This is a genomic window from Pseudomonas sp. UBA6276 (assembly GCF_002438365.1).
Lineage (GTDB): Bacteria > Pseudomonadota > Gammaproteobacteria > Pseudomonadales > Pseudomonadaceae > Aquipseudomonas > Aquipseudomonas coleopterorum.
In genome coordinates, this window is the sequence record NZ_DJUS01000002.1 from 22003 (window position 1) to 40214 (window position 18212).

An 18212-nucleotide genomic window follows, 5' to 3' on the forward strand; every position below is an offset into this window, starting at 1 on the left:
CTGTAGCAGCGGCGCGAGCCGCGTCCGGCAACACCGCGAATCTCCAGGCACACCGCACGCACTCCCGACGCGGCTCGCGCCGCTGCTACAGGGATCGCGGCACGGGGTGGATCCACACCGCCGGCAGCACTGCGCCCTCCCTGACCCACGGCATCCGCCGCTAAACCGGTTTTCTTCGACGCTCGTAATGTTCCAGCAGCGGCTGGGTGCTGATGCCGTGCACCAGAATGCTCAACGCCACCACCGACAGTGTCAGGCTGATGCAGACCTGCTCGACCGACTCGGGCAGTTCGTGGGCGAGGGCATAGCACAGGTAATAGATCGACCCGATCCCGCGGATGCCGAACCAGCCCAGCAACGCGCGCTGATGCCCGTCGAGCAACCGCCGGCTCACCAGCAGCCACACACTCAATGGCCGAATCACGCAGAACAGCGCAGCTGCCAGGCCCACCGCTCGCCAATCCCAATACGCGGACAAGGTCGCCCCCAGAATGGTGATCAGCAGTACCTCCATGGACCGTTCCACCAGATTGCCGAACACCAGGATGTCGCCCATCATCACCCCTGCGGCCAGCTGCCCGTCTTCCAGATCGTTGGGGTGGGTGACGGTCCCTTCTTCGGGAGCCATGTCACGGTGCCCGCTGATCGGCTTGGCCAGGTGCTCCGAAGGCACCTCGGAGTTCGACGTGCGTACCTCCGCCTGCCGCAACCCCAGGCCTGCGGCGAACACGGCGAGAAAACCAAAGGCGCCCACGGAAGCGGCAGCAAAGTAGGACAGTGCTATCAAGGCCAGCGCCAGAAAATCGTTCGGCGAGTTGGTGCTGTCGGCATGGCGCACGCGCAGGTAGATCATCAAGTGACCGATCGCCCGGCCCATCCCGTAACCGATCAGCAATCCGACCGGCACGCCCCACACCAGATTTTCCAGGGCCCACTGGCCCAGCCAGTGGCTGTCGAGGCTGCCATGATGCAGCATCAGCAAGCTCAGGATCACAAAAGGAAAGGCCGTGCCGTCGTTGAGTCCGGCCTCGCCCGACAGCCCGAAGCGCACGCGGTCGAAGTCCTGCGCGCTGTTCACCTGGACCATGGACGCCAGCACCGGATCGGTCGGCGCCAGCATCGCCCCGAGCAGCATGCTCACCCCCCACGACAAACCCAAGGCATAGTGCGCCACCAGACATACGCCCAAGATCGAAACGATCATCACCGGACCTGACAGCATATAAGCCGCCCGCCACGCACTGCGGCCCAACCCCAGCCGCAGTTTGATGCCGGTGCTGAACAGAGAAAACAACACTGCCGCCTCCGCCAGGCGTTCGAGCCAGGAGGCGGTGTCCTTGAAATCGGTGGTGAACAGACCCAGCCCCATGGGACCGATGGCCACGCCGAATGCCAGGCACACCGCCGAGGTGGTCACTGGCAGCCAGCGCAGGTAAGACGCCGTCAGCGCCAGCATCAACAGCAGGACGCCCAGCACGGCCATCCACAAGATAAAGCTCATCCGGCCTCTTCGGGCTCGCACCCCTGAAATGGCTACAAAATGTAACCGATTCAGCTGTGACTGTTGGTGGGGCCATTAGTTGAGTGGCAAAACGTCGCAGATAGCCAGCGCTACTGCTCTGGCAACAGACGGCGCCCGGCCTCATGGAGTGTCGGAGAAGCCGTAGCTCTTTTTGACGCGATCCATGATCACTCCACGATTCGACGCATTCACCGTCTTCATTTGCCCCATGAGGTTTTCGCCGGTCTTGCTCACGAGAAGATCCTCGTGGGTTTTGACGATCTCACCCAGCTCTTCGGCACCATGCACCACGCCCGTCACCGTCCACGCCGCAGACAGGATCCTGAGGCCGACCTTGGCGACGGGATGAGGTACCACCGCGGCGGCTCCATCCAGGCCCGCTTTGACCGTGGCGCCCAGCGATACATTAGTGATCAGTTTGTCTTGCGCAACTTCTTTCAAATCGCCCAGTGACGCGTCCACTTCCGCAGCTTTGGTGTCGGAAAGCGTTGCCACTTCGGCAGCCCCTTTCACGGCTTTCTGGGTGTTTTTGATGGTGGCCTTGATGCTGTGAGCAACGCCGTTTACCGCGTCTGTAGCTACCGCGTTCGCCAGAGGCGCTTTGTTGATCTGGGAAAGATCGCCTGTCTGGCTGAACTCGACCACAGTGGCGACACTTTCAGCGCCCTTGAGGACTGCATTGGCCCCCGGCAATTGACCATGCGCCAGATGATCCGCCGTTTGCGCGCGGCCCTTTGCACTGTTCAGAATCTGTTGCCCTGGGCTGAATTCGTCTTTCATCCGCTGGATCTTGCCGATCACCTGGTCTGCCCGCCGGTCGCCCATGGAGCCGCTCGTCGAAGCGTCGCCAGGCTGTGCTGGCGCCTGGGACTGTCGGTCCTTGTGCTTATAGGCCTCGTAGCCGATCCCGGCTGCACCGATCCCGCCTTTCACGACGATCCGCAGCATACGACCGTCGTCGTCCACTGCTGACAGCGGTGAGTTGCGGACCATGGCGTACAGGTTCAGGCCATCCACAGCGCCAGCCGGGTCGGCGCTGAGCCAGCGTCCGGTCCATGGCTGGTAATAGCGGTAGCCATAATAGTAGAGGCCGGTGTTGTCGCGTTCCTTGCCCGAGTAGCGGAGAGTCTTGTAACTGGCCTCGGTCTGATTGCGGCAGGCCCACACAGAGGTGGTACCGAACGGGAAGAATTCCTCGCGGCTGATGACACAGCCGTCGCCATCTATTTCCAAGCCATGACTGCCCAGCAGGTCGGTGTAGCTGTAGCGCAACTGATCGTTGGCCAGACCCTCTGGGCTGCCCTGAGGCCAGTGCAGCACGCGAATGTGCTCGGTCACATTGATGCAGTGCAAAGCATGGCTGTCGTGCTGCTGCAACTCCAGACCCGGTAAATAGCGAGTACTGCCGTGAGCATGAGTCTTGCGCAGCCGCTGGTGATGCTGGCCGTAAAGGTAATGCTCGCTACCTGCTGCGTCTCGCGTGACACTGCCCAGTTGCATGCGACTGTTCCAGGCAGCGCGTTGAGCGCCGTCCACCGCTCGCTGCTGGCCAGCGGCATCGAAGTGGCTATCGATCAATGCGGGGTCGTCGCAAAGGTCGCTCAGGAGGGTCCGGTTGCTCCGCGCGGAGGCTGTAAGCCTGATCGTGTAGCCGGTGCTGGTAGCCGGGACGGTGTGCCGAATGTTCAGCAGGTTACCCGACTGGTCGTATGTGTAGCGGCGCTGATAGAGGGTGTAGGCATGGGTATCGACAGGCAGCGCATGGGGCAGGCTATCAGGTCGGCCGAGTGCAGCCATTTGACGCCCGCTGGCCAGTATCAGCTGCGATAGCGAGTCGTACTGGTAGTCCTGTTGTGGCTCTATTTTCTGGTTGCGCCAGAATCGCGTCTGCTCGGCATGGTCGCGTACCTGGGTCACCAATCCGACAGGGTCGTACTGGTAACGCAAATCCTGCAAAACCCGACGGTCGTGCAGGCGGGTGGTTTTCCTGCCGACCAGCCGCAGGGTGTCGGGTGCGTAGGTATGGTGGGTGACCAACCCGTTGGCATCATGCTCCATCAGCCTCTGGCCGTTGGCGTCGTAGCTGACATCCAGTACCACAGGCGTTTCGGTGCTGCCCATGGGGGTGACCCAGCTGGCCCGATACTGCCCACAGCGATCAAAACCATGGCGTTGACGATGCCCCTTGGCATCCTCACTGGCCACGATCGCGCCGCAAGTATCGACAATCACCGAACTGCTCGAACATTCTGGCTCCAGGCATCTTGCCCAAGCCAAGGGGTCGTCACCAGACCAGTCGCTTTCCTCATGGCCTTGCAGCAGCTGCAAGCACTCGCTGGTGATTGAGCCGAGCAAGCTACGGCTTTGGACAACATTCTTGCCGGCGCCGTCGAAACGTGTGTGACAGTGCCCGGCAAGGTTGCGCTCTCGCACCCATGGCTGGCCATCAGCCCATTGCCAGCGCTCGGCTGTCCGCGTGGCTCCGTCGGTTCCCAGCGCTGTGATCGACAAGAGTCGCCCAGGCAGTGGCGCAGCCTCGTAGTGCCGGCTCTGCTCGACACCATTGGCGAGCCATGTCACCGCCTCACGCCCGCAGGCGTCGTGCAAGGCCACAGTGGTGCCGGCGTCCACACTACGGCTGCGCAGGCAGCGACCTCCCAGGCTGTAACGTTGTTGCAGATTGGGCTCGATGTCGGGTTGTTCGGACCGGGCCGCATGCAGGCGAGGGTCTATGCTACAGACACGCTGCCCACCGGCGTTGTAATCATGGCGGGTAATACGTGCCTGCGTGAAACCGGGTTGATCTCTGTGGTACACGACATCGCGCCGCGCAAGTGCACGGCCGTCGACAACGTGCACCCTGGGGGTTGCAGTATGAAGGGCAAGGGCTTCGTGGTTAGTCATGGCAATCTTTATGGGCTTGGCCCGAGGATGAATGAATGACTGACTTTGTATCGTGATGCGGAGCTGTCTCGCACCTGCAGGGCGGTGTTGTGGCGAGTGCTACAGATGCTTGGGTGGAAGCATGTCCACGAGATTGACAAAGGACTGATGCATGGCCATAGTTTCCAGTACGCAAACGTTTGCGAATAACCGCGAACCGTTGCTCGAAAACAATCATAAGATCGGAGTAACCCCCATGAAGCTGCCCTTTGCTGGACGCCTGCTCGCTGTCTCCCTGATGGCTGCCATCGGCGCCATCGCCCCGCTGCAATCCTCCTTCGCCGACACCCAGAAACCCAAGGTCGCACTGGTCATGAAGTCGCTGGCCAACGAATTCTTCCTGACCATGGAAGACGGCGCCAAGAGCTACCAGAAAGAACACGCCGCCGATTTCGATCTGGTGTCCAACGGCATCAAGGACGAGTCCGACACCGCCAATCAGATTCGCATCGTCGAGCAGATGATCGTGGCCAAGGTCGATGCGCTGGTCATCGCCCCGGCAGACTCCAAGGCCCTGGTGCCGATCATCAAAAAGGCCATGGATGCCGGCATCAAGCTCGTCAACATCGACAACCAGCTGGATGCCGGCGTACTCAAAAGCAAAGGCATCCAGGTGCCGTTCGTGGGTCCCGACAACCGCAAGGGCGCCAAGCTGGTCGGCGACTACCTGGCCAAGCAACTCACTGCCGGTGACCAGGTTGGCATCATCGAAGGCGTACCGACCACCACCAACGCGCAGATGCGCACGGCCGGTTTCAAGGACGCCATGGAAGCGGCGCAGATGAAGATCGTCTCCGTGCAGTCGGGCAACTGGGAAATCGACAAGGGCAATGCCGTCGCTTCCGCCATGCTCAATGAATACCCCGACCTCAAGGCCCTGCTGGCCGGCAACGACAGCATGGCGCTCGGTGCGGTCTCTGCGGTGCGTGCCGCAGGCAAGGCGGGCAAGGTCCAGGTGGTGGGCTATGACAACATCAATGCCATCAAGCCAATGCTCAAGGACGGTCGCGTACTGGCCACGGCCGACCAGTTCGCCGCCCGCCAGGCAGTGTTCGGCATTCAGAGTGCGCTGGGCATGATCAAGGGCGACAAGCTGGACGTCGACGCCAATGGCGTGATCCAGACCCCGGTCGAGCTCGTCACCAAGCCCTGATGCAGAGCGTCTCGCGGCAGGCCTGGGCATTGCCTCGGCCTGCTGTCGGCAGGCGCGTCTGGAGAACCCTATGACATCCAATGTTGTACTGTCGGTCAGTGGCATCGGCAAGACCTATGCCCAGCCCGTGCTGTGGGACATCGACCTTGAGCTGCACCGCGGCGAAGTGCTGGCCCTGACCGGCGAGAACGGCGCGGGCAAGAGCACCCTGTCGAAGATAATCGGTGGCCTGGAAGCGCCGACCACCGGCCAGATGCAGTTCCAGGGCCAGGCCTGGCTGCCCGGCAGCCGTACCGCCGCCGAGCGTGGCGGGGTGCGCATGGTCATGCAGGAACTCAACCTGTTGCCGACGCTGACCGTGGCGGAAAACCTGTTCCTTCACGATCTGCCCAGTCGCGGTGGCTGGATCGATCGTCGACGCCTGCGTGAGCAGGCCCGCCAGGCCATGGCCCAGGTGGGCCTAGACGCCATCGACCCGGATACATTGGTGAGCGACCTGGGCATCGGTCATCAGCAAATGGTCGAGATCGCCCGCAACCTGATCGGCGACTGTCGGGTGCTGGTCCTCGACGAACCCACCGCGATGCTCACCGCGCGCGAGGTCGACATGCTGTTCGCGCAGATCCTGCGCCTGCGCGAGCGCGGCGTGTCGATTATCTACATTTCCCATCGCCTCGAAGAACTGGCCCAGGTTGCGCAACGCATCGCCGTGCTGCGCGACGGGCGCTTGGTGTGTGTCGAGCCGATGGCGCGCTACGACAGCGAGCAACTGGTCAACCTCATGGTCGGCCGTGAACTGGGCGAACGCATCGACCTGGGCGAGCGTCGCATCGGCGCGCCCATGTTCCAGGTGCAAGGCATGAGCCGCGGCGACAAGGTCAAGGACGTGTCCTTCGAGGTGCGTCAGGGCGAGATCTTCGGCATTTCCGGATTGATCGGGGCAGGGCGCACCGAACTGCTGCGGCTGATCTTCGGCGCCGACGCCAGCGATGCCGGTACCGTTGCGATCGGCCAGCCACCCAGGCCGGTCAGCATCCGCAGTCCCGCCGATGCCGTGGCCCATGGCATCGCCTTGATCACCGAAGACCGCAAGGGCGAAGGCCTGCTGCTGTCGCAATCGATCAGCGCCAATATCGCCCTGGGCAACATGCCGGCGATTTCCGCCGCAGGTGTCGTCGACAACCAGGCCGAACGGGCCTTGGCCCAGCGCCAGATCGAGGCCATGCGCATCCGCAGCTCCAGCCCGGCACAAACCGTGGCCGAGCTCTCGGGCGGCAACCAGCAGAAGGTGGTGATCGGCCGCTGGCTGGAGCGCGACTGCAACGTGCTGCTGTTCGACGAGCCGACTCGTGGCATCGACGTCGGCGCCAAGTTCGACATCTATGCCCTGCTGGGCGAACTGACCCGCCAGGGCAAGGCGCTGGTCGTGGTCTCCAGCGACCTGCGCGAGCTGATGCTGATCTGCGACCGCATCGCGGTGCTCTCGGCCGGCCGTCTGATCGACACTTTCGAGCGCGAACACTGGAGCCAGGATGAACTGCTGGCCGCCGCGTTCGCCGGTTATCAAAAACGCGATGCGCTGCTGGCCAAGCCTGCAGCAAGGATCCCTGAATGAAAACTTCCACGCTGCCCAAAGCCACGCCTGGCGCCAAACCCACCGGCACCTACCTGGGCCTGGGGACCTACCTGGGCCTCGCTGGCGCCTTGCTGGCCATGATCGTGCTGTTCTCCGTGCTCAGCAGTCACTTTCTCTCGTACAGCACCTTCAGCACCATCGCCAACCAGATCCCCGACCTGATGGTTCTGGCCGTCGGCATGACCTTCGTGTTGATCATCGGCGGCATCGACCTGTCGGTAGGCTCGGTGCTGGCACTGGCTGCTTCCGCCGTCAGCGTCGCGATCCTCGGCTGGGGCTGGAGTGTATTGCCCGCCGCGCTGCTGGGCATGGGCTGCGCGGCGCTCGCCGGCACCATCACCGGTTCGATCACCGTGGCCTGGCGCATCCCTTCGTTCATCGTCTCCCTGGGCGTGCTGGAAATGGCCCGCGGGGTGGCCTACCAGATGACCGATTCGCGTACCGCCTACATCGGTGACGCCTTCGCCTGGCTTTCCGACCCGGTGGCCTTCGGCATCGCGCCTTCGTTCCTGATCGCGCTGGGGGTGATCGTCATCGCCCACCTGACCCTGACCCGTACGGTCTTCGGCCGCTACCTGATCGGCATCGGCACCAACGAAGAAGCGGTGCGCCTGGCAGGGATCAATCCCAAGCCCTACAAGGTGCTGGTCTTCTCCCTCATGGGTCTGCTGGCGGGCGTGGCGGCGCTGTTCCAGATTTCCCGCCTCGAGGCGGCCGATCCCAATGCCGGGGCCGGTCTGGAACTGCAGGTGATCGCTGCAGTGGTCATCGGTGGGACCAGCCTGATGGGCGGGCGCGGGTCGGTCATCAGCACTTTCTTCGGCGTGCTGATCATTTCCGTGCTCGCCGCCGGTCTGGCGCAGATCGGTGCCAGCGAACCGACCAAGCGCATCATCACCGGTGCCGTGATCGTCATCGCCGTGGTCCTGGACACCTATCGCAGTCAACGCGCGCGCAAGCGGGGCTAGCATGGCGACCATCAAGGATGTGGCGGCGCGGGCGGGGATTTCCTACACCACGGTCTCCCATGTGGTGAACAACAGCCGCCCGGTCAGCGCGCACGTGCGGCGCAAGGTCGAGTCGGCGATCGCCGAACTCAACTATGTACCCAGCGCCGTGGCCCGCTCATTGAAGGCGCGCAGCACGGCGACCATCGGCCTGCTGGTGCCCAACAGCGTCAACCCGTATTTTGCCGAACTGGCGCGGGGTATCGAGGACTGCTGCGAGCGCAATGGCTACTGCGTGATCCTGTGCAACTCGGATGACGATCCGCAGAAGCAGCGTAACTACCTGCGTGTATTGCTTGAAAAGCGGGTCGACGGCATCGTGTTCGCTTCGGTCGGTGGCGATGCCGCGCTGACCGATATGCTGGCGGCGGTGCGCACGCCCATGGTCATCGTTGACCGCGGCTTGCACGAGGTGACCGCCGATCTGGTGTGCATCGACCACGAGCAGGGCGGCTACCTGGCCACCCTGCACCTGCTGGAACTGGGCCATCGCGCCATTGCCTGCATCAGCGGGCCGGAGCATACCCATGTGGCGCAACTGCGGATGGACGGCTACCATCGCGCGCTCGCCGAGTACGGTCTACAGCCCGCGAAAGGTCATGTCCTGCACAGCGACTTCACCAGCCCGGGCGGCTACCGGGCGACGGTGCAACTGCTGGCGGGCGAGCGGCCCACGGCGATTTTCGCTGCCAACGACATGATCGGTCTGGGCGTGCTGCGCGCTGCCGCCGAACAGGGTATCCGCGTGCCCGAGCAGCTATCGGTCATCGGCTTCGACGACATCCAGCTCAGCCGCTACGTCTACCCGGCCCTGACCACCGTGGGCCAGCGTATCGGCGAGCTGGGCGAGAGCGCCGCCGAGCGGCTCCTGGCCCGGATCGCTGGCGCTGCCGGCACAGCCGCCACGCAACACATCATCGCGCCACAGATCGTGGTGCGCGAGTCCACGGCGCGATACGCCGGTCTTCCCCATGAATTGCGCTGAGAGTGGCACACGATGCAAGCGAACGTATTGGTAATAGGCAGTCTGAACATGGATCTGGTGGCACAGGCCGAACGTTTGCCGCGCGCGGGAGAAACGCTGCTGGGCCAGTCCTTCGCGACGGTTCCGGGCGGCAAGGGCGCCAATCAGGCAGTCGCGGCGGCGCGCCTGGGCGGCCAGGTGGCAATGATCGGCTGTGTGGGCGCCGACGCCTATGGCCACGCGCTGCGACAGGCGCTGGCCGATGAAGGTATCGACTGTCAGGGCGTGCGGGTGGCCGAGGACGTGGCGACCGGGATCGCCATGATCGTCGTCGATGCCAACAGCCAGAATGCGATCGTCATCGTGGCAGGTGGCAATGGCCAACTCGAATCCACCGACATCGAGCGCTTCGATGGTCTTCTGCACGCCGCCGACGTAGTGGTATGCCAGCTGGAAATTCCCTACCCGGTGGTGGCTTTTGTCCTCCAACGCGCTCACGAGGCAGGAAAAACCGTCATTCTCAACCCCGCGCCGGTGACCGGCCCCTTGCCGTCGCAGTGGCTGGGCTGGATCGACTACCTGATCCCCAACGAAACCGAAGCGCAGGCCCTGACCGGGCTTGCGGTGAATTCGGTTGCCGAGGCAGAGCAGGCCGCCAGCCTTCTGCGCGAGGCCGGTGCAGGCAAGATCATCGTCACCCTGGGCGAGCGCGGCGTCTTGTTTGCCGATGGCGTGCGGTCCCGGCACTCTCCTGGCCGCAAGGTGCAGGCCGTGGATACCACGGCGGCGGGCGACACCTTCGTCGGTGGCTTTGCCGCCGCCCTGGCCCGTGGCCTGGACGAGTCCCAGGCCGTTGCCTTCGGTCAGGCCGCTGCGGCGCTGTCGGTCACTCGCGCCGGTGCGCAGCCTTCCATTCCAACCCTGGCGCAGGTCGAGCAGGTGCTATCGTGAAAAAGACTGCATTGCTGAACATTTCCCTGTCACAGTTGGTCGCCTCTCTGGGCCATGGCGACATCGTCGTGATAGGCGATGCGGGCCTGCCGGTGCCACCTGGCGTGCCCTTGATCGACCTGGCCCTCACACCGGGCATCCCCAGCTTCGTCAGCACACTGGAGGTGCTGCTCAGCGAAATGCAGGTGGAAAGCCACGTGATCGCCGAGGAGATGCTCCAGGTACTGCCCCCGGCGTCGACCCGGATCCAGCAGTTGCACGATCAAGGCGCACTGGGCGTGCGCCAGATGGTCAGCCATGCGCGGTTCAAGGAGTTGTTGAAAAGCGCCCGCGCTATCGTGCGGACCGGCGAATGCCAGCCCTACAGCAACATTGCCCTGATGGCAGGCGTTACTTTCTAGATTCATCAATAAGCACAAGGAGTGTGATATGCAACGTTTTTTCCTGACCCTGATCCGAGGATTTTCGCTGATGGCCTTGCTGACCAGCGCCACCGCCATGGCGGCCGACAAGATCGATCTGATCATCGATACCGATCCGGGTGCCGATGACTTCGTCGCCTTGCTGCTGGCCCTGTCCTCTCCTGAGCAGATCAACGTTCGCGCGCTCACTACCGTGGCCGGCAACGTGCGCCTGGACAAGACCTCGCGCAACGCCCGCCTGGCTCGTGAATGGGCAGGCCGCGAGGACGTACCGGTGTATGCCGGCGCGCCCAAGCCGCTGGTCCGCGAGCCCATCTATGCCGCCAACGTGCACGGCGAGGAGGGCGTGCCGGGTATCGTCGTCCAAGAGCCGGCCAAGGGCCTGGCCGAAGGCAGTGCGGTGCAATACCTGATCGACACCCTCAGCCATGCCGAACCTCGCAGCATCACCCTGGCCATGCTGGGGCCACAGACCAACCTGGCGCTGGCGTTGATCCAGGCCCCTGGCATTACCCAGGGCATCAAGGAAGTGATCGTCATGGGCGGCGCCCACTTCAACGGCGGCAACATCACGCCGGCAGCGGAATTCAACCTGTTCGCCGACCCGCACGCCGCTCAGGTCGTGCTGGCGAGCGGGGTGAAGCTCACCTACGTCCCGCTCGACGTCACCCACAAGATCCTCACCAGTCCGGCACGTCTGCAGCAACTGGCTGCGTTGTCGAACAAGGCGGGTCCTCGGGTGGTGGATATCCTCCAGGCGTACGTCAAGGCCGATATGGAGCACTACGGATTGCCCGGCGGCCCGGTGCACGATGCCAGCGTGATTGCCTACCTGTTGGCGCCGGAGCTGTTCAGCGGTCGCCAAGTCAACCTGACCATCGACAGCCGCGAAGGCCCCACCTTTGGTCAGACCGTGGCCGACTGGTACGGCACCCTCAAGCAACCCACGAATGTGTTCTGGGTAAACGACGGCAACGCGCAGGGGTTCTTCGATCTGCTGACGCAACGGCTGCAGCGTCTGCCTTGATCTGTCGAGCCCGATGAGAGCTCGGGCTGGCTATAAGGTAGTTGGATTCTTGAGTGGATGAGCGACGCTGTTGACCGACGCTGCCGCATGCTCGTGAGCGTAGCGCTCGAACACCTGCATGACGAAGCTGCGCGCAGCCTCGGTGCCCAGTGCCTTGACCAGCACGTCGACCCCGATGATCGCCAGTTCTTCAGGCGTGCCGGGACTGAAAGAGCTCTGGCCCTGAGGCCACTGGACCTTGATGTCCGCCTTGATCGATACGTTTGCCATGTTGCTCTCGCCAACGGTCACAAGCGAACGACGTTCGCTCCACGTGATCCAGTAAAGCATTTTCGTCCACGCTTTACACCGGCCCTTGGGCAGATGGCCGGCCTCGTGCCAAACTTGGGGTCTATCTTCAGCATGGAGGCTCATGTGCACATCGATCTCAAGCAGCCTGACTCGCTGACTACCGAGGCAGTCCGCGCGCTCATTGCGTCGGGAAATCCGGCCGTCCATAACCAGCTACGTGTCACCCGCGAGGGTATCGCTTTCCTTTCCACCCAGGCGATCGGTGGCATGGACGTGCAGGGACTGTGTTTCCGTCTCGAGACCTGGTCTGCCGGATCGGGCTACGTGGGTCCGGCTGCCGCCGAGGACGCCGAATGGATCCAGCAGATCCATACCGCGTTGCAGACTCACTGGCCGGTGCCCCGATCCGATTACATCGATCTGTACTGACTGCGATGTCACCACACATCCCGTGACGAATTCGCTGGGGCTCGGTTACGGTGCCTTGGGGCAGACTGGCCCAGTGTGCAACCAATCCAGTTGCAGGCGGTCGCACAACCTTGACTATTCGAAAACCTACTGGAAAAAGAGGAGGCTGCATGCCTTTCCCGCGCAAGACCCTGTTGATCCTGATGGCCGCCCTGGCCGCCAGCGGCTGCTCTACCTCAGAAAAGTCGACCCAGTCGTCTGCCGCTGCTGCACCCGCGTTCGACGGACGCTGCAACGCCGATGGCGCACGCTACACCGTCGGCAAGCCAGCTTCCGCCGACCTGCTCGAAGAGGCCAGGGTCAAGGCAGGCGCCCAGGTTGCCCGGATACTGCGTCCCCACGACATGGTCACCCTGGAGTACCGTTCCGACCGTCTCAATCTGAACGCCGACGACAGCGGTCAGATCACTCGCGTCAACTGCGGCTGAACGCGGCACGATTCGCAGGCGAAAAAAAACCCGTCACATGGACGGGTTTTTTCAGCTGCCGAGATTACTCTGGGCGAACTTGAGCAGCTTGCATGCCCTTTTGGCCTTTCTCAGCCACGAACGAAACGGTCTGGCCTTCTTTCAGGCTTTTGAAACCGTCGGATTCGATAGCTTTGAAGTGTACGAACAGGTCGTCACCGCCACCTTGAGGAGTGATGAAGCCGAAGCCTTTCTCATCGTTGAACCATTTTACGGTGCCGGACTGGCGATTAGACATGGTGAATCTCCAAGAAACATAATATTCAGTAGTGCTGTGCTGCTCAGGCCAACTGGGCACACGGTCCCTATCATAGTCCAAAAGCTGGACTGTGAACCCCCTTTGATTGGGGCAGGAAGCCAAGGTTGTCGCCTTTTGACCTGTCCGAAGCGGCTAAACCCCTTATTTTGTTAGGGTTTGCACCTGAAAATTCTTTTAAAAAAAACCGCATTCCGTCGCAAATAAATCGATCGTCTGCTGTTATCAGGCCTGAAGAACGCCCGAAGTGCTCTTCAGGTGAGCTGTCGAGGTTACTGGTTTTTGCAAACCAGCACTTCCTTCATCAACTTCTGGCGTAGCGCCATCGGTGGTTCGACCTGCTTGTTGGTCAACTGGTCGATCTCGGCTTGGGTGAATTTGTCCTCGATCACTTTCGCGCCGCAGCTGCAGTGTGCCTGTGCTTTGGCAGCGTCGACGCCTTGCTGCACGGCTGCAGCCTGACATTGAGCGGTGTATTCGGCCTTGGCGTCGGCGGACAGCGCGGCAGCCTGGGCCGCGAATGGAAGCATCAGGGCCAGGCAGGCACTCAGGGGAAGAAGTCGTTTGAGACCCATAATGAATAGCTCCTTGTTTTCAGGCGGTTTGGACTCACCACATCTGAGGGGTGGAACGGGCCGCAAGTTCAGCGACCCGGTGAGTTGCCATATCGCACGCATGACGCACCAATTCGACGCACCTTGTGTGCTAGGATGTTCGGCCTTGCGCTCGGCACTGCCTTGTTCGGCAGCGCGAAGCGCGGGATTCACCTTTTTCGATTGCTCCAGTCACTCTGGTTCGTATTCCGGTCGGCCGCAAGGCTCCTGCCAACGTAAGGCGGGCATACCGGGCGAATCGCGTACTGGCTCATCCCAACCCATGTGACCTTTGGTAGGGGTCACCACTAGGAGAGGAGGCGCCATGCCCACCATTACTCTTCCCGATGGCAGTCAGCGTTCGTTCGATCACCCGGTTTCCGTTGCCGAGGTAGCCGCCTCCATCGGCGCCGGCCTGGCCAAGGCCACCGTGGCCGGCAAGGTCAATGGCCAGCTGGTCGACGCCTGTGACCTGATCACCGCCGACGCCACCTTGCAGATCATCACGCCCAAGGACGAAGAGGGGCTGGAAATCATCCGTCACTCCTGCGCCCACCTGGTCGGTCATGCCGTCAAGCAGCTGTATCCCTCCGCGCGGATGGTGATCGGCCCGGTCATCGAAGAAGGCTTCTATTACGACATCGCCTACGAGCGGCCTTTTACACCCGACGACATGGCGGCGATCGAGCAGCGCATGCAGCAGTTGATCGATACCGAGTACGACGTGATCAAGAAAGTCACGCCGCGTGCCGAAGTCATCGACGTATTCACCGCTCGCGGCGAAGACTACAAGCTGCGTCTGGTCGAAGACATGCCGGATGAACAGGCCATGGGCCTGTACTATCACGAAGAATACGTCGACATGTGCCGCGGTCCGCACGTGCCGAACACCCGTTTTCTCAAGTCCTTCAAGCTGACCAAGCTGTCCGGTGCCTACTGGCGCGGCGATGCCAAGAACGAGCAGTTGCAGCGTGTGTACGGCACTGCCTGGGCAGACAAAAAGCAACTGGCCGCCTACGTCAAGCGTATCGAGGAAGCCGAGAAGCGCGATCACCGCAAGATCGGCAAGCGCCTGGGCCTGTTCCATCTTCAGGAAGAAGCGCCGGGCATGGTCTTCTGGCACCCCAACGGCTGGACCGTCTACCAGGTGCTTGAACAGTACATGCGCAAGATCCAGCGTGAGAACGGCTACCTGGAAATCAAGACGCCGCAGGTGGTCGATCGCAGCCTCTGGGAGAAATCCGGGCACTGGGCCAACTACGCCGAGAACATGTTCACCACCGAGTCGGAAAATCGCGACTACGCCATCAAGCCGATGAACTGCCCATGCCATGTGCAGGTGTTCAATCAAGGCCTGAAAAGCTACCGCGAGCTGCCGCTGCGCCTGGCCGAGTTCGGCGCCTGCCACCGCAACGAGCCTTCCGGCGCGCTGCACGGCATCATGCGCGTGCGCGGCTTCGTTCAGGACGACGCGCACATCTTCTGTACCGAAGAGCAGATGCAATCCGAATCGGCGGCTTTCATCAAGCTGACCATGGACGTCTATGCCGATTTCGGCTTCAAGGACATCCAGCTCAAGCTGTCCACGCGTCCCGAGAAGCGAGTCGGCTCCGACGAGCTGTGGGATCGCGCCGAGTCGGCCTTGGCCGCAGCGCTCGATGCTGCTGGCTTGCCTTATGACCTACAGCCGGGCGAGGGCGCCTTCTACGGTCCCAAGATCGAGTTTTCGCTGAAGGATTGTCTGGGTCGCGTCTGGCAATGCGGTACACTGCAGCTCGATTTCAACCTGCCGATCCGTCTGAGTGCCGAATACGTCACCGAAGACAACGGACGCAAGCATCCCGTGATGCTGCACCGCGCGATCCTGGGTTCGTTCGAGCGATTCGTCGGTATCCTGATCGAGCACTACGAGGGCGCATTCCCGGCCTGGCTGGCGCCTGTGCAGGCCGTGGTGATGAATATCACTGATAAACAAGCGGATTTCGTGCAGCTCGTCGAAAAAAATCTGACGGAAAGCGGGTTTCGTGCCAAGTCCGACTTGAGAAATGAAAAGATCGGCTTTAAAATCCGTGAGCATACTTTGCTCAAGGTTCCTTATCTCCTGGTCATCGGGGACAAGGAAGTTGAAACGCAAACTGTCGCTGTGCGTACCCGTGAAGGTGCTGACCTGGGCTCCATGCCCATCGCCCAATTCACCGAGTACCTGGCACAAGCGGTATCCCGGCGTGGTCGCCCAGATTCGGAGTAATTATTATTAAGCGTGAAATGAGACAAGATAAACGAGCTGCACCGAAAGCCCCGATCAACGAGAATATCTCGGCACGCGAGGTTCGGTTAATTGGCGCTGACGGCGAGCAGATTGGCATCGTCTCTATCGATGAAGCGCTTCGTATCGCTGAAGAAGCGAAGCTGGACCTGGTGGAAATCTCCGCTGATGCCATCCCGCCCGTATGTCGGGTGATGGACTACGGCAAATCGATCTTCGAGAAGAAGAAGCAGGTTGCCGCGGCGAAGAAGAACCAGAAACAGGTTCAGGTAAAAGAAATCAAGTTTCGTCCAGGGACGGAAGAAGGGGATTACCAGGTAAAACTCCGCAACCTGGTACGTTTCCTGAGTGATGGGGACAGGGCCAAGGTATCCTTGCGATTCCGCGGCCGTGAGATGGCGCATCAGGAGCTGGGCATGGAGCTGTTGAAGCGGGTCGAAGGTGACCTGCTCGAATACGGCTCCGTTGAACAGCATCCGAAGATGGAAGGACGCCAGCTGATCATGGTCATCGCCCCCAAGAAAAAGAAGTAACCACCAGGGCACGGCAGGCCTTGCGGTTATGTTTATCAATTGAACGTGGAGTACCCGAACATGCCAAAGATGAAAACCAAGAGTGGTGCAGCGAAGCGGTTTTTGAAAACCGCCAACGGCATCAAGCACAAGCACGCTTTCAAGAGCCACATCCTGACCAAAATGTCGACCAAGCGTAAGCGTCAATTGCGCGGTAGCAGCTTGCTGCACCCGTCTGACGTGGCAAAAGTCGAGCGCATGCTGCGCCTTCGTTAATTTCGGTCAAAGATAGAGGACTAACTCATGGCTCGTGTTAAGCGTGGCGTCATTGCCCGTAAGCGTCACAAGAAAATTCTGAAACTGGCTAAAGGCTACTACGGCGCTCGTTCGCGCGTATTCCGTGTAGCCAAGCAAGCGGTCATCAAGGCAGGCCAGTACGCCTACCGCGACCGTCGTCAGAAAAAACGTCAGTTCCGCGCCCTGTGGATCGCTCGTATCAATGCTGGTGCTCGTGTCAACGGTCTGTCCTACAGCCGTTTCATCGCCGGCCTGAAAAAAGCGTCCATCGAGATCGACCGCAAGGTTCTGGCTGATCTGGCAGTGAACGAAAAAGCGGCGTTTGCGGCGATTGTCGAGAAAGCTAAAGCCTCGCTGGCCTAAGTACCCCGACAATCACCTTGGCCCGCCGTCGGCGGGTTGGGGTGTTAAACGTCATGAATAGGGGAAGAGCCTTCAAGCTCTTCCCCTATTTCGTATCTGGAGTCTGTACATGGAAAACCTGGATGCGCTGGTCTCTCAAGCTTTGGAGGCCGTGCAACACGCTGAAGACATCAATGCCCTGGAGCAGATCCGGGTTCAATTCCTTGGCAAGAAAGGCGAACTGACTCAGGTGATGAAGACCCTGGGCAACCTGCCTGCCGATGAGCGTCCTAAAGTGGGTGCGCTGATCAACGAAGCCAAGGAGCGTGTCACAGATGTCCTCAATGCGCGCAAGACGGCTTTCGAAGAAGCCGAGCTGAGCGCCAAGCTCGCTGCCGAGCAGATCGACGTGACCTTGCCTGGCCGTGGCCAGACAACTGGCGGCCTGCATCCGGTCACCCGGACGCTGGAGCGGATCGAGCAGTTTTTCACCCATATCGGCTACGGCATTGCCGAAGGTCCCGAGGTGGAAGACGACTATCACAACTTCGAAGCGCTCAACATCCCAGGCCATCACCCGGCCCGTGCGATGCATGACACCTTCTATTTCAATGCCAACATGTTGCTGCGTACCCACACCTCTCCGGTGCAAGCGCGGACCATGGAGTCGCAACAGCCGCCGATTCGGGTCGTCTGCCCGGGCCGGGTCTATCGTTGCGACTCGGATATCACCCACTCGCCGATGTTCCATCAGGTCGAGGGGTTGCTGATCGACCGCGACATCAACTTCGCGGACTTGAAAGGCACCATCGAGGAATTCCTGCGGGTGTTCTTCGAAAAAGAGCTGGCGGTTCGTTTCCGCCCTTCGTTCTTCCCCTTCACCGAACCTTCGGCTGAAGTCGATATTCAATGCGTGATGTGCAGCGGCAAGGGCTGCCGGGTCTGCAAGCAGACCGGCTGGCTGGAAGTGCTGGGCTGCGGCATGGTGCACCCCAACGTGCTGCGCATGTCGGGCATCGACCCCGAAGAGTTCCAGGGTTTTGCTTTCGGCATGGGTGCGGAGCGTCTCGCCATGCTGCGTTACGGCGTCAATGA

The 18212-nt window shown here is 61.4% G+C and carries 19 protein-coding genes; 14 read left to right on the plus strand and 5 right to left on the minus strand.

What is annotated here, in order from left to right:
• Positions 1–160: 160 nt before the first annotated feature.
• A complete protein-coding gene (locus tag B2V21_RS00395; protein WP_056843057.1) occupies positions 161–1501 on the minus strand; it encodes a cation:proton antiporter in 1341 nt (446 codons plus the stop codon).
• Between the two features lie 141 nt (positions 1502–1642).
• Entirely contained in the window at positions 1643–3319 is a 1677-nt protein-coding gene (locus tag B2V21_RS21505; protein ID WP_376787086.1) for an RHS repeat domain-containing protein, read from the minus strand.
• 1342 nt (positions 3320–4661) lie between these two features.
• Here B2V21_RS21505 and B2V21_RS00405 point away from each other — a divergent pair.
• From B2V21_RS00405 to B2V21_RS00435, 7 genes are all read left to right on the plus strand, one after another.
• On the plus strand, positions 4662–5618 hold the full coding sequence (locus B2V21_RS00405; RefSeq protein ID WP_286915703.1) for a sugar ABC transporter substrate-binding protein: 957 nt from the start codon (positions 4662–4664) through the stop codon (positions 5616–5618).
• A 70-nt stretch (positions 5619–5688) separates the two neighbouring features.
• Positions 5689–7233 (plus strand): sugar ABC transporter ATP-binding protein, encoded by a 1545-nt coding sequence (locus B2V21_RS00410; RefSeq protein WP_286915704.1) that lies wholly within the window; start codon positions 5689–5691, stop codon positions 7231–7233.
• Complete coding sequence (locus B2V21_RS00415; protein ID WP_282346055.1) at positions 7230–8222, plus strand: ABC transporter permease; 993 nt, start codon at positions 7230–7232, stop codon at positions 8220–8222. Before B2V21_RS00410 ends, B2V21_RS00415 begins: the two co-directional genes overlap by 4 nt.
• A 1-nt stretch (position 8223) precedes the next feature.
• Entirely contained in the window at positions 8224–9246 is a 1023-nt protein-coding gene (locus B2V21_RS00420; protein ID WP_286915705.1) for a LacI family DNA-binding transcriptional regulator, read from the plus strand.
• A gap of 12 nt (positions 9247–9258) precedes the next feature.
• The gene (gene rbsK, locus B2V21_RS00425) at positions 9259–10176 is read left to right on the plus strand and encodes a ribokinase (protein WP_286915706.1); all 918 of its coding nucleotides are present in this window, start codon (positions 9259–9261) and stop codon (positions 10174–10176) included.
• A complete protein-coding gene (gene rbsD, locus B2V21_RS00430; RefSeq protein ID WP_286915707.1) occupies positions 10173–10577 on the plus strand; it encodes a D-ribose pyranase in 405 nt (134 codons plus the stop codon). Before rbsK ends, rbsD begins: the two co-directional genes overlap by 4 nt.
• Before the next feature lie 28 nt (positions 10578–10605).
• Complete coding sequence (locus tag B2V21_RS00435) at positions 10606–11625, plus strand: nucleoside hydrolase (RefSeq protein ID WP_286915708.1); 1020 nt, start codon at positions 10606–10608, stop codon at positions 11623–11625.
• Between the two features lie 30 nt (positions 11626–11655).
• On the opposite strand, the gene B2V21_RS00440 is transcribed toward B2V21_RS00435, so the two are convergent.
• Complete coding sequence (locus B2V21_RS00440) at positions 11656–11895, minus strand: hypothetical protein (protein ID WP_286915709.1); 240 nt, start codon at positions 11893–11895, stop codon at positions 11656–11658.
• 144 nt (positions 11896–12039) lie between these two features.
• Between B2V21_RS00440 and B2V21_RS00445 the strand changes: the two genes are divergently transcribed.
• Together B2V21_RS00445 and B2V21_RS00450 are read left to right on the plus strand one after the other, a co-directional pair.
• Positions 12040–12345 (plus strand): hypothetical protein, encoded by a 306-nt coding sequence (locus tag B2V21_RS00445; protein WP_286915710.1) that lies wholly within the window; start codon positions 12040–12042, stop codon positions 12343–12345.
• A 149-nt stretch (positions 12346–12494) separates the two neighbouring features.
• Entirely contained in the window at positions 12495–12812 is a 318-nt protein-coding gene (locus tag B2V21_RS00450) for an I78 family peptidase inhibitor (protein WP_049859164.1), read from the plus strand.
• 64 nt (positions 12813–12876) lie between these two features.
• Here the strand turns inward: B2V21_RS00450 and B2V21_RS00455 are convergent, their stop codons facing one another.
• Positions 12877–13089, minus strand: coding sequence for a cold-shock protein (locus B2V21_RS00455; protein WP_032631434.1), 213 nt, complete (start codon positions 13087–13089; stop codon positions 12877–12879).
• 290 nt (positions 13090–13379) lie between these two features.
• Positions 13380–13874, minus strand: coding sequence for a hypothetical protein (locus B2V21_RS00460; RefSeq protein WP_134721346.1), 495 nt, complete (start codon positions 13872–13874; stop codon positions 13380–13382).
• A 151-nt stretch (positions 13875–14025) separates the two neighbouring features.
• On the opposite strand from B2V21_RS00460, the gene thrS reads away from it, so the two are divergent.
• The 5 genes from thrS to pheS form a co-directional block, all read left to right on the plus strand.
• Entirely contained in the window at positions 14026–15948 is a 1923-nt protein-coding gene (thrS, locus tag B2V21_RS00465; RefSeq protein ID WP_286915711.1) for a threonine--tRNA ligase, read from the plus strand.
• Complete coding sequence (gene infC, locus B2V21_RS00470) at positions 15948–16499, plus strand: translation initiation factor IF-3 (protein ID WP_177327948.1); 552 nt, start codon at positions 15948–15950, stop codon at positions 16497–16499. The genes thrS and infC overlap by 1 nt, the downstream gene beginning before the upstream one ends.
• A gap of 60 nt (positions 16500–16559) precedes the next feature.
• Complete coding sequence (gene rpmI, locus B2V21_RS00475) at positions 16560–16754, plus strand: 50S ribosomal protein L35 (RefSeq protein WP_002553160.1); 195 nt, start codon at positions 16560–16562, stop codon at positions 16752–16754.
• 27 nt (positions 16755–16781) lie between these two features.
• Positions 16782–17138: a 50S ribosomal protein L20 gene (gene rplT, locus B2V21_RS00480; protein ID WP_043188388.1), complete on the plus strand. Its 357-nt coding sequence runs from the start codon at positions 16782–16784 to the stop codon at positions 17136–17138.
• A 109-nt stretch (positions 17139–17247) separates the two neighbouring features.
• Positions 17248–18212: phenylalanine--tRNA ligase subunit alpha (gene pheS, locus B2V21_RS00485; protein ID WP_286915712.1), on the plus strand; the 965-nt coding region annotated here is incomplete at its 3' end.

Coding starts and splice junctions, on each gene's coding strand:
- B2V21_RS00395 (WP_056843057.1), bottom strand. CDS start 1,501: ATGAGCTTTATCTTGTGGATGGCCGTGCTGGGCGTCCTGCTGTTGATG.
- B2V21_RS21505 (WP_376787086.1), bottom strand. CDS start 3,319: ATGGCTGCACTCGGCCGACCTGATAGCCTGCCCCATGCGCTGCCTGTC.
- B2V21_RS00405 (WP_286915703.1), top strand. CDS start 4,662: ATGAAGCTGCCCTTTGCTGGACGCCTGCTCGCTGTCTCCCTGATGGCT.
- B2V21_RS00410 (WP_286915704.1), top strand. CDS start 5,689: ATGACATCCAATGTTGTACTGTCGGTCAGTGGCATCGGCAAGACCTAT.
- B2V21_RS00415 (WP_282346055.1), top strand. CDS start 7,230: ATGAAAACTTCCACGCTGCCCAAAGCCACGCCTGGCGCCAAACCCACC.
- B2V21_RS00420 (WP_286915705.1), top strand. CDS start 8,224: ATGGCGACCATCAAGGATGTGGCGGCGCGGGCGGGGATTTCCTACACC.
- rbsK (WP_286915706.1), top strand. CDS start 9,259: ATGCAAGCGAACGTATTGGTAATAGGCAGTCTGAACATGGATCTGGTG.
- B2V21_RS00435 (WP_286915708.1), top strand. CDS start 10,606: ATGCAACGTTTTTTCCTGACCCTGATCCGAGGATTTTCGCTGATGGCC.
- B2V21_RS00440 (WP_286915709.1), bottom strand. CDS start 11,895: ATGGCAAACGTATCGATCAAGGCGGACATCAAGGTCCAGTGGCCTCAG.
- B2V21_RS00450 (WP_049859164.1), top strand. CDS start 12,495: ATGCCTTTCCCGCGCAAGACCCTGTTGATCCTGATGGCCGCCCTGGCC.
- B2V21_RS00455 (WP_032631434.1), bottom strand. CDS start 13,089: ATGTCTAATCGCCAGTCCGGCACCGTAAAATGGTTCAACGATGAGAAA.
- thrS (WP_286915711.1), top strand. CDS start 14,026: ATGCCCACCATTACTCTTCCCGATGGCAGTCAGCGTTCGTTCGATCAC.
- rpmI (WP_002553160.1), top strand. CDS start 16,560: ATGCCAAAGATGAAAACCAAGAGTGGTGCAGCGAAGCGGTTTTTGAAA.
- rplT (WP_043188388.1), top strand. CDS start 16,782: ATGGCTCGTGTTAAGCGTGGCGTCATTGCCCGTAAGCGTCACAAGAAA.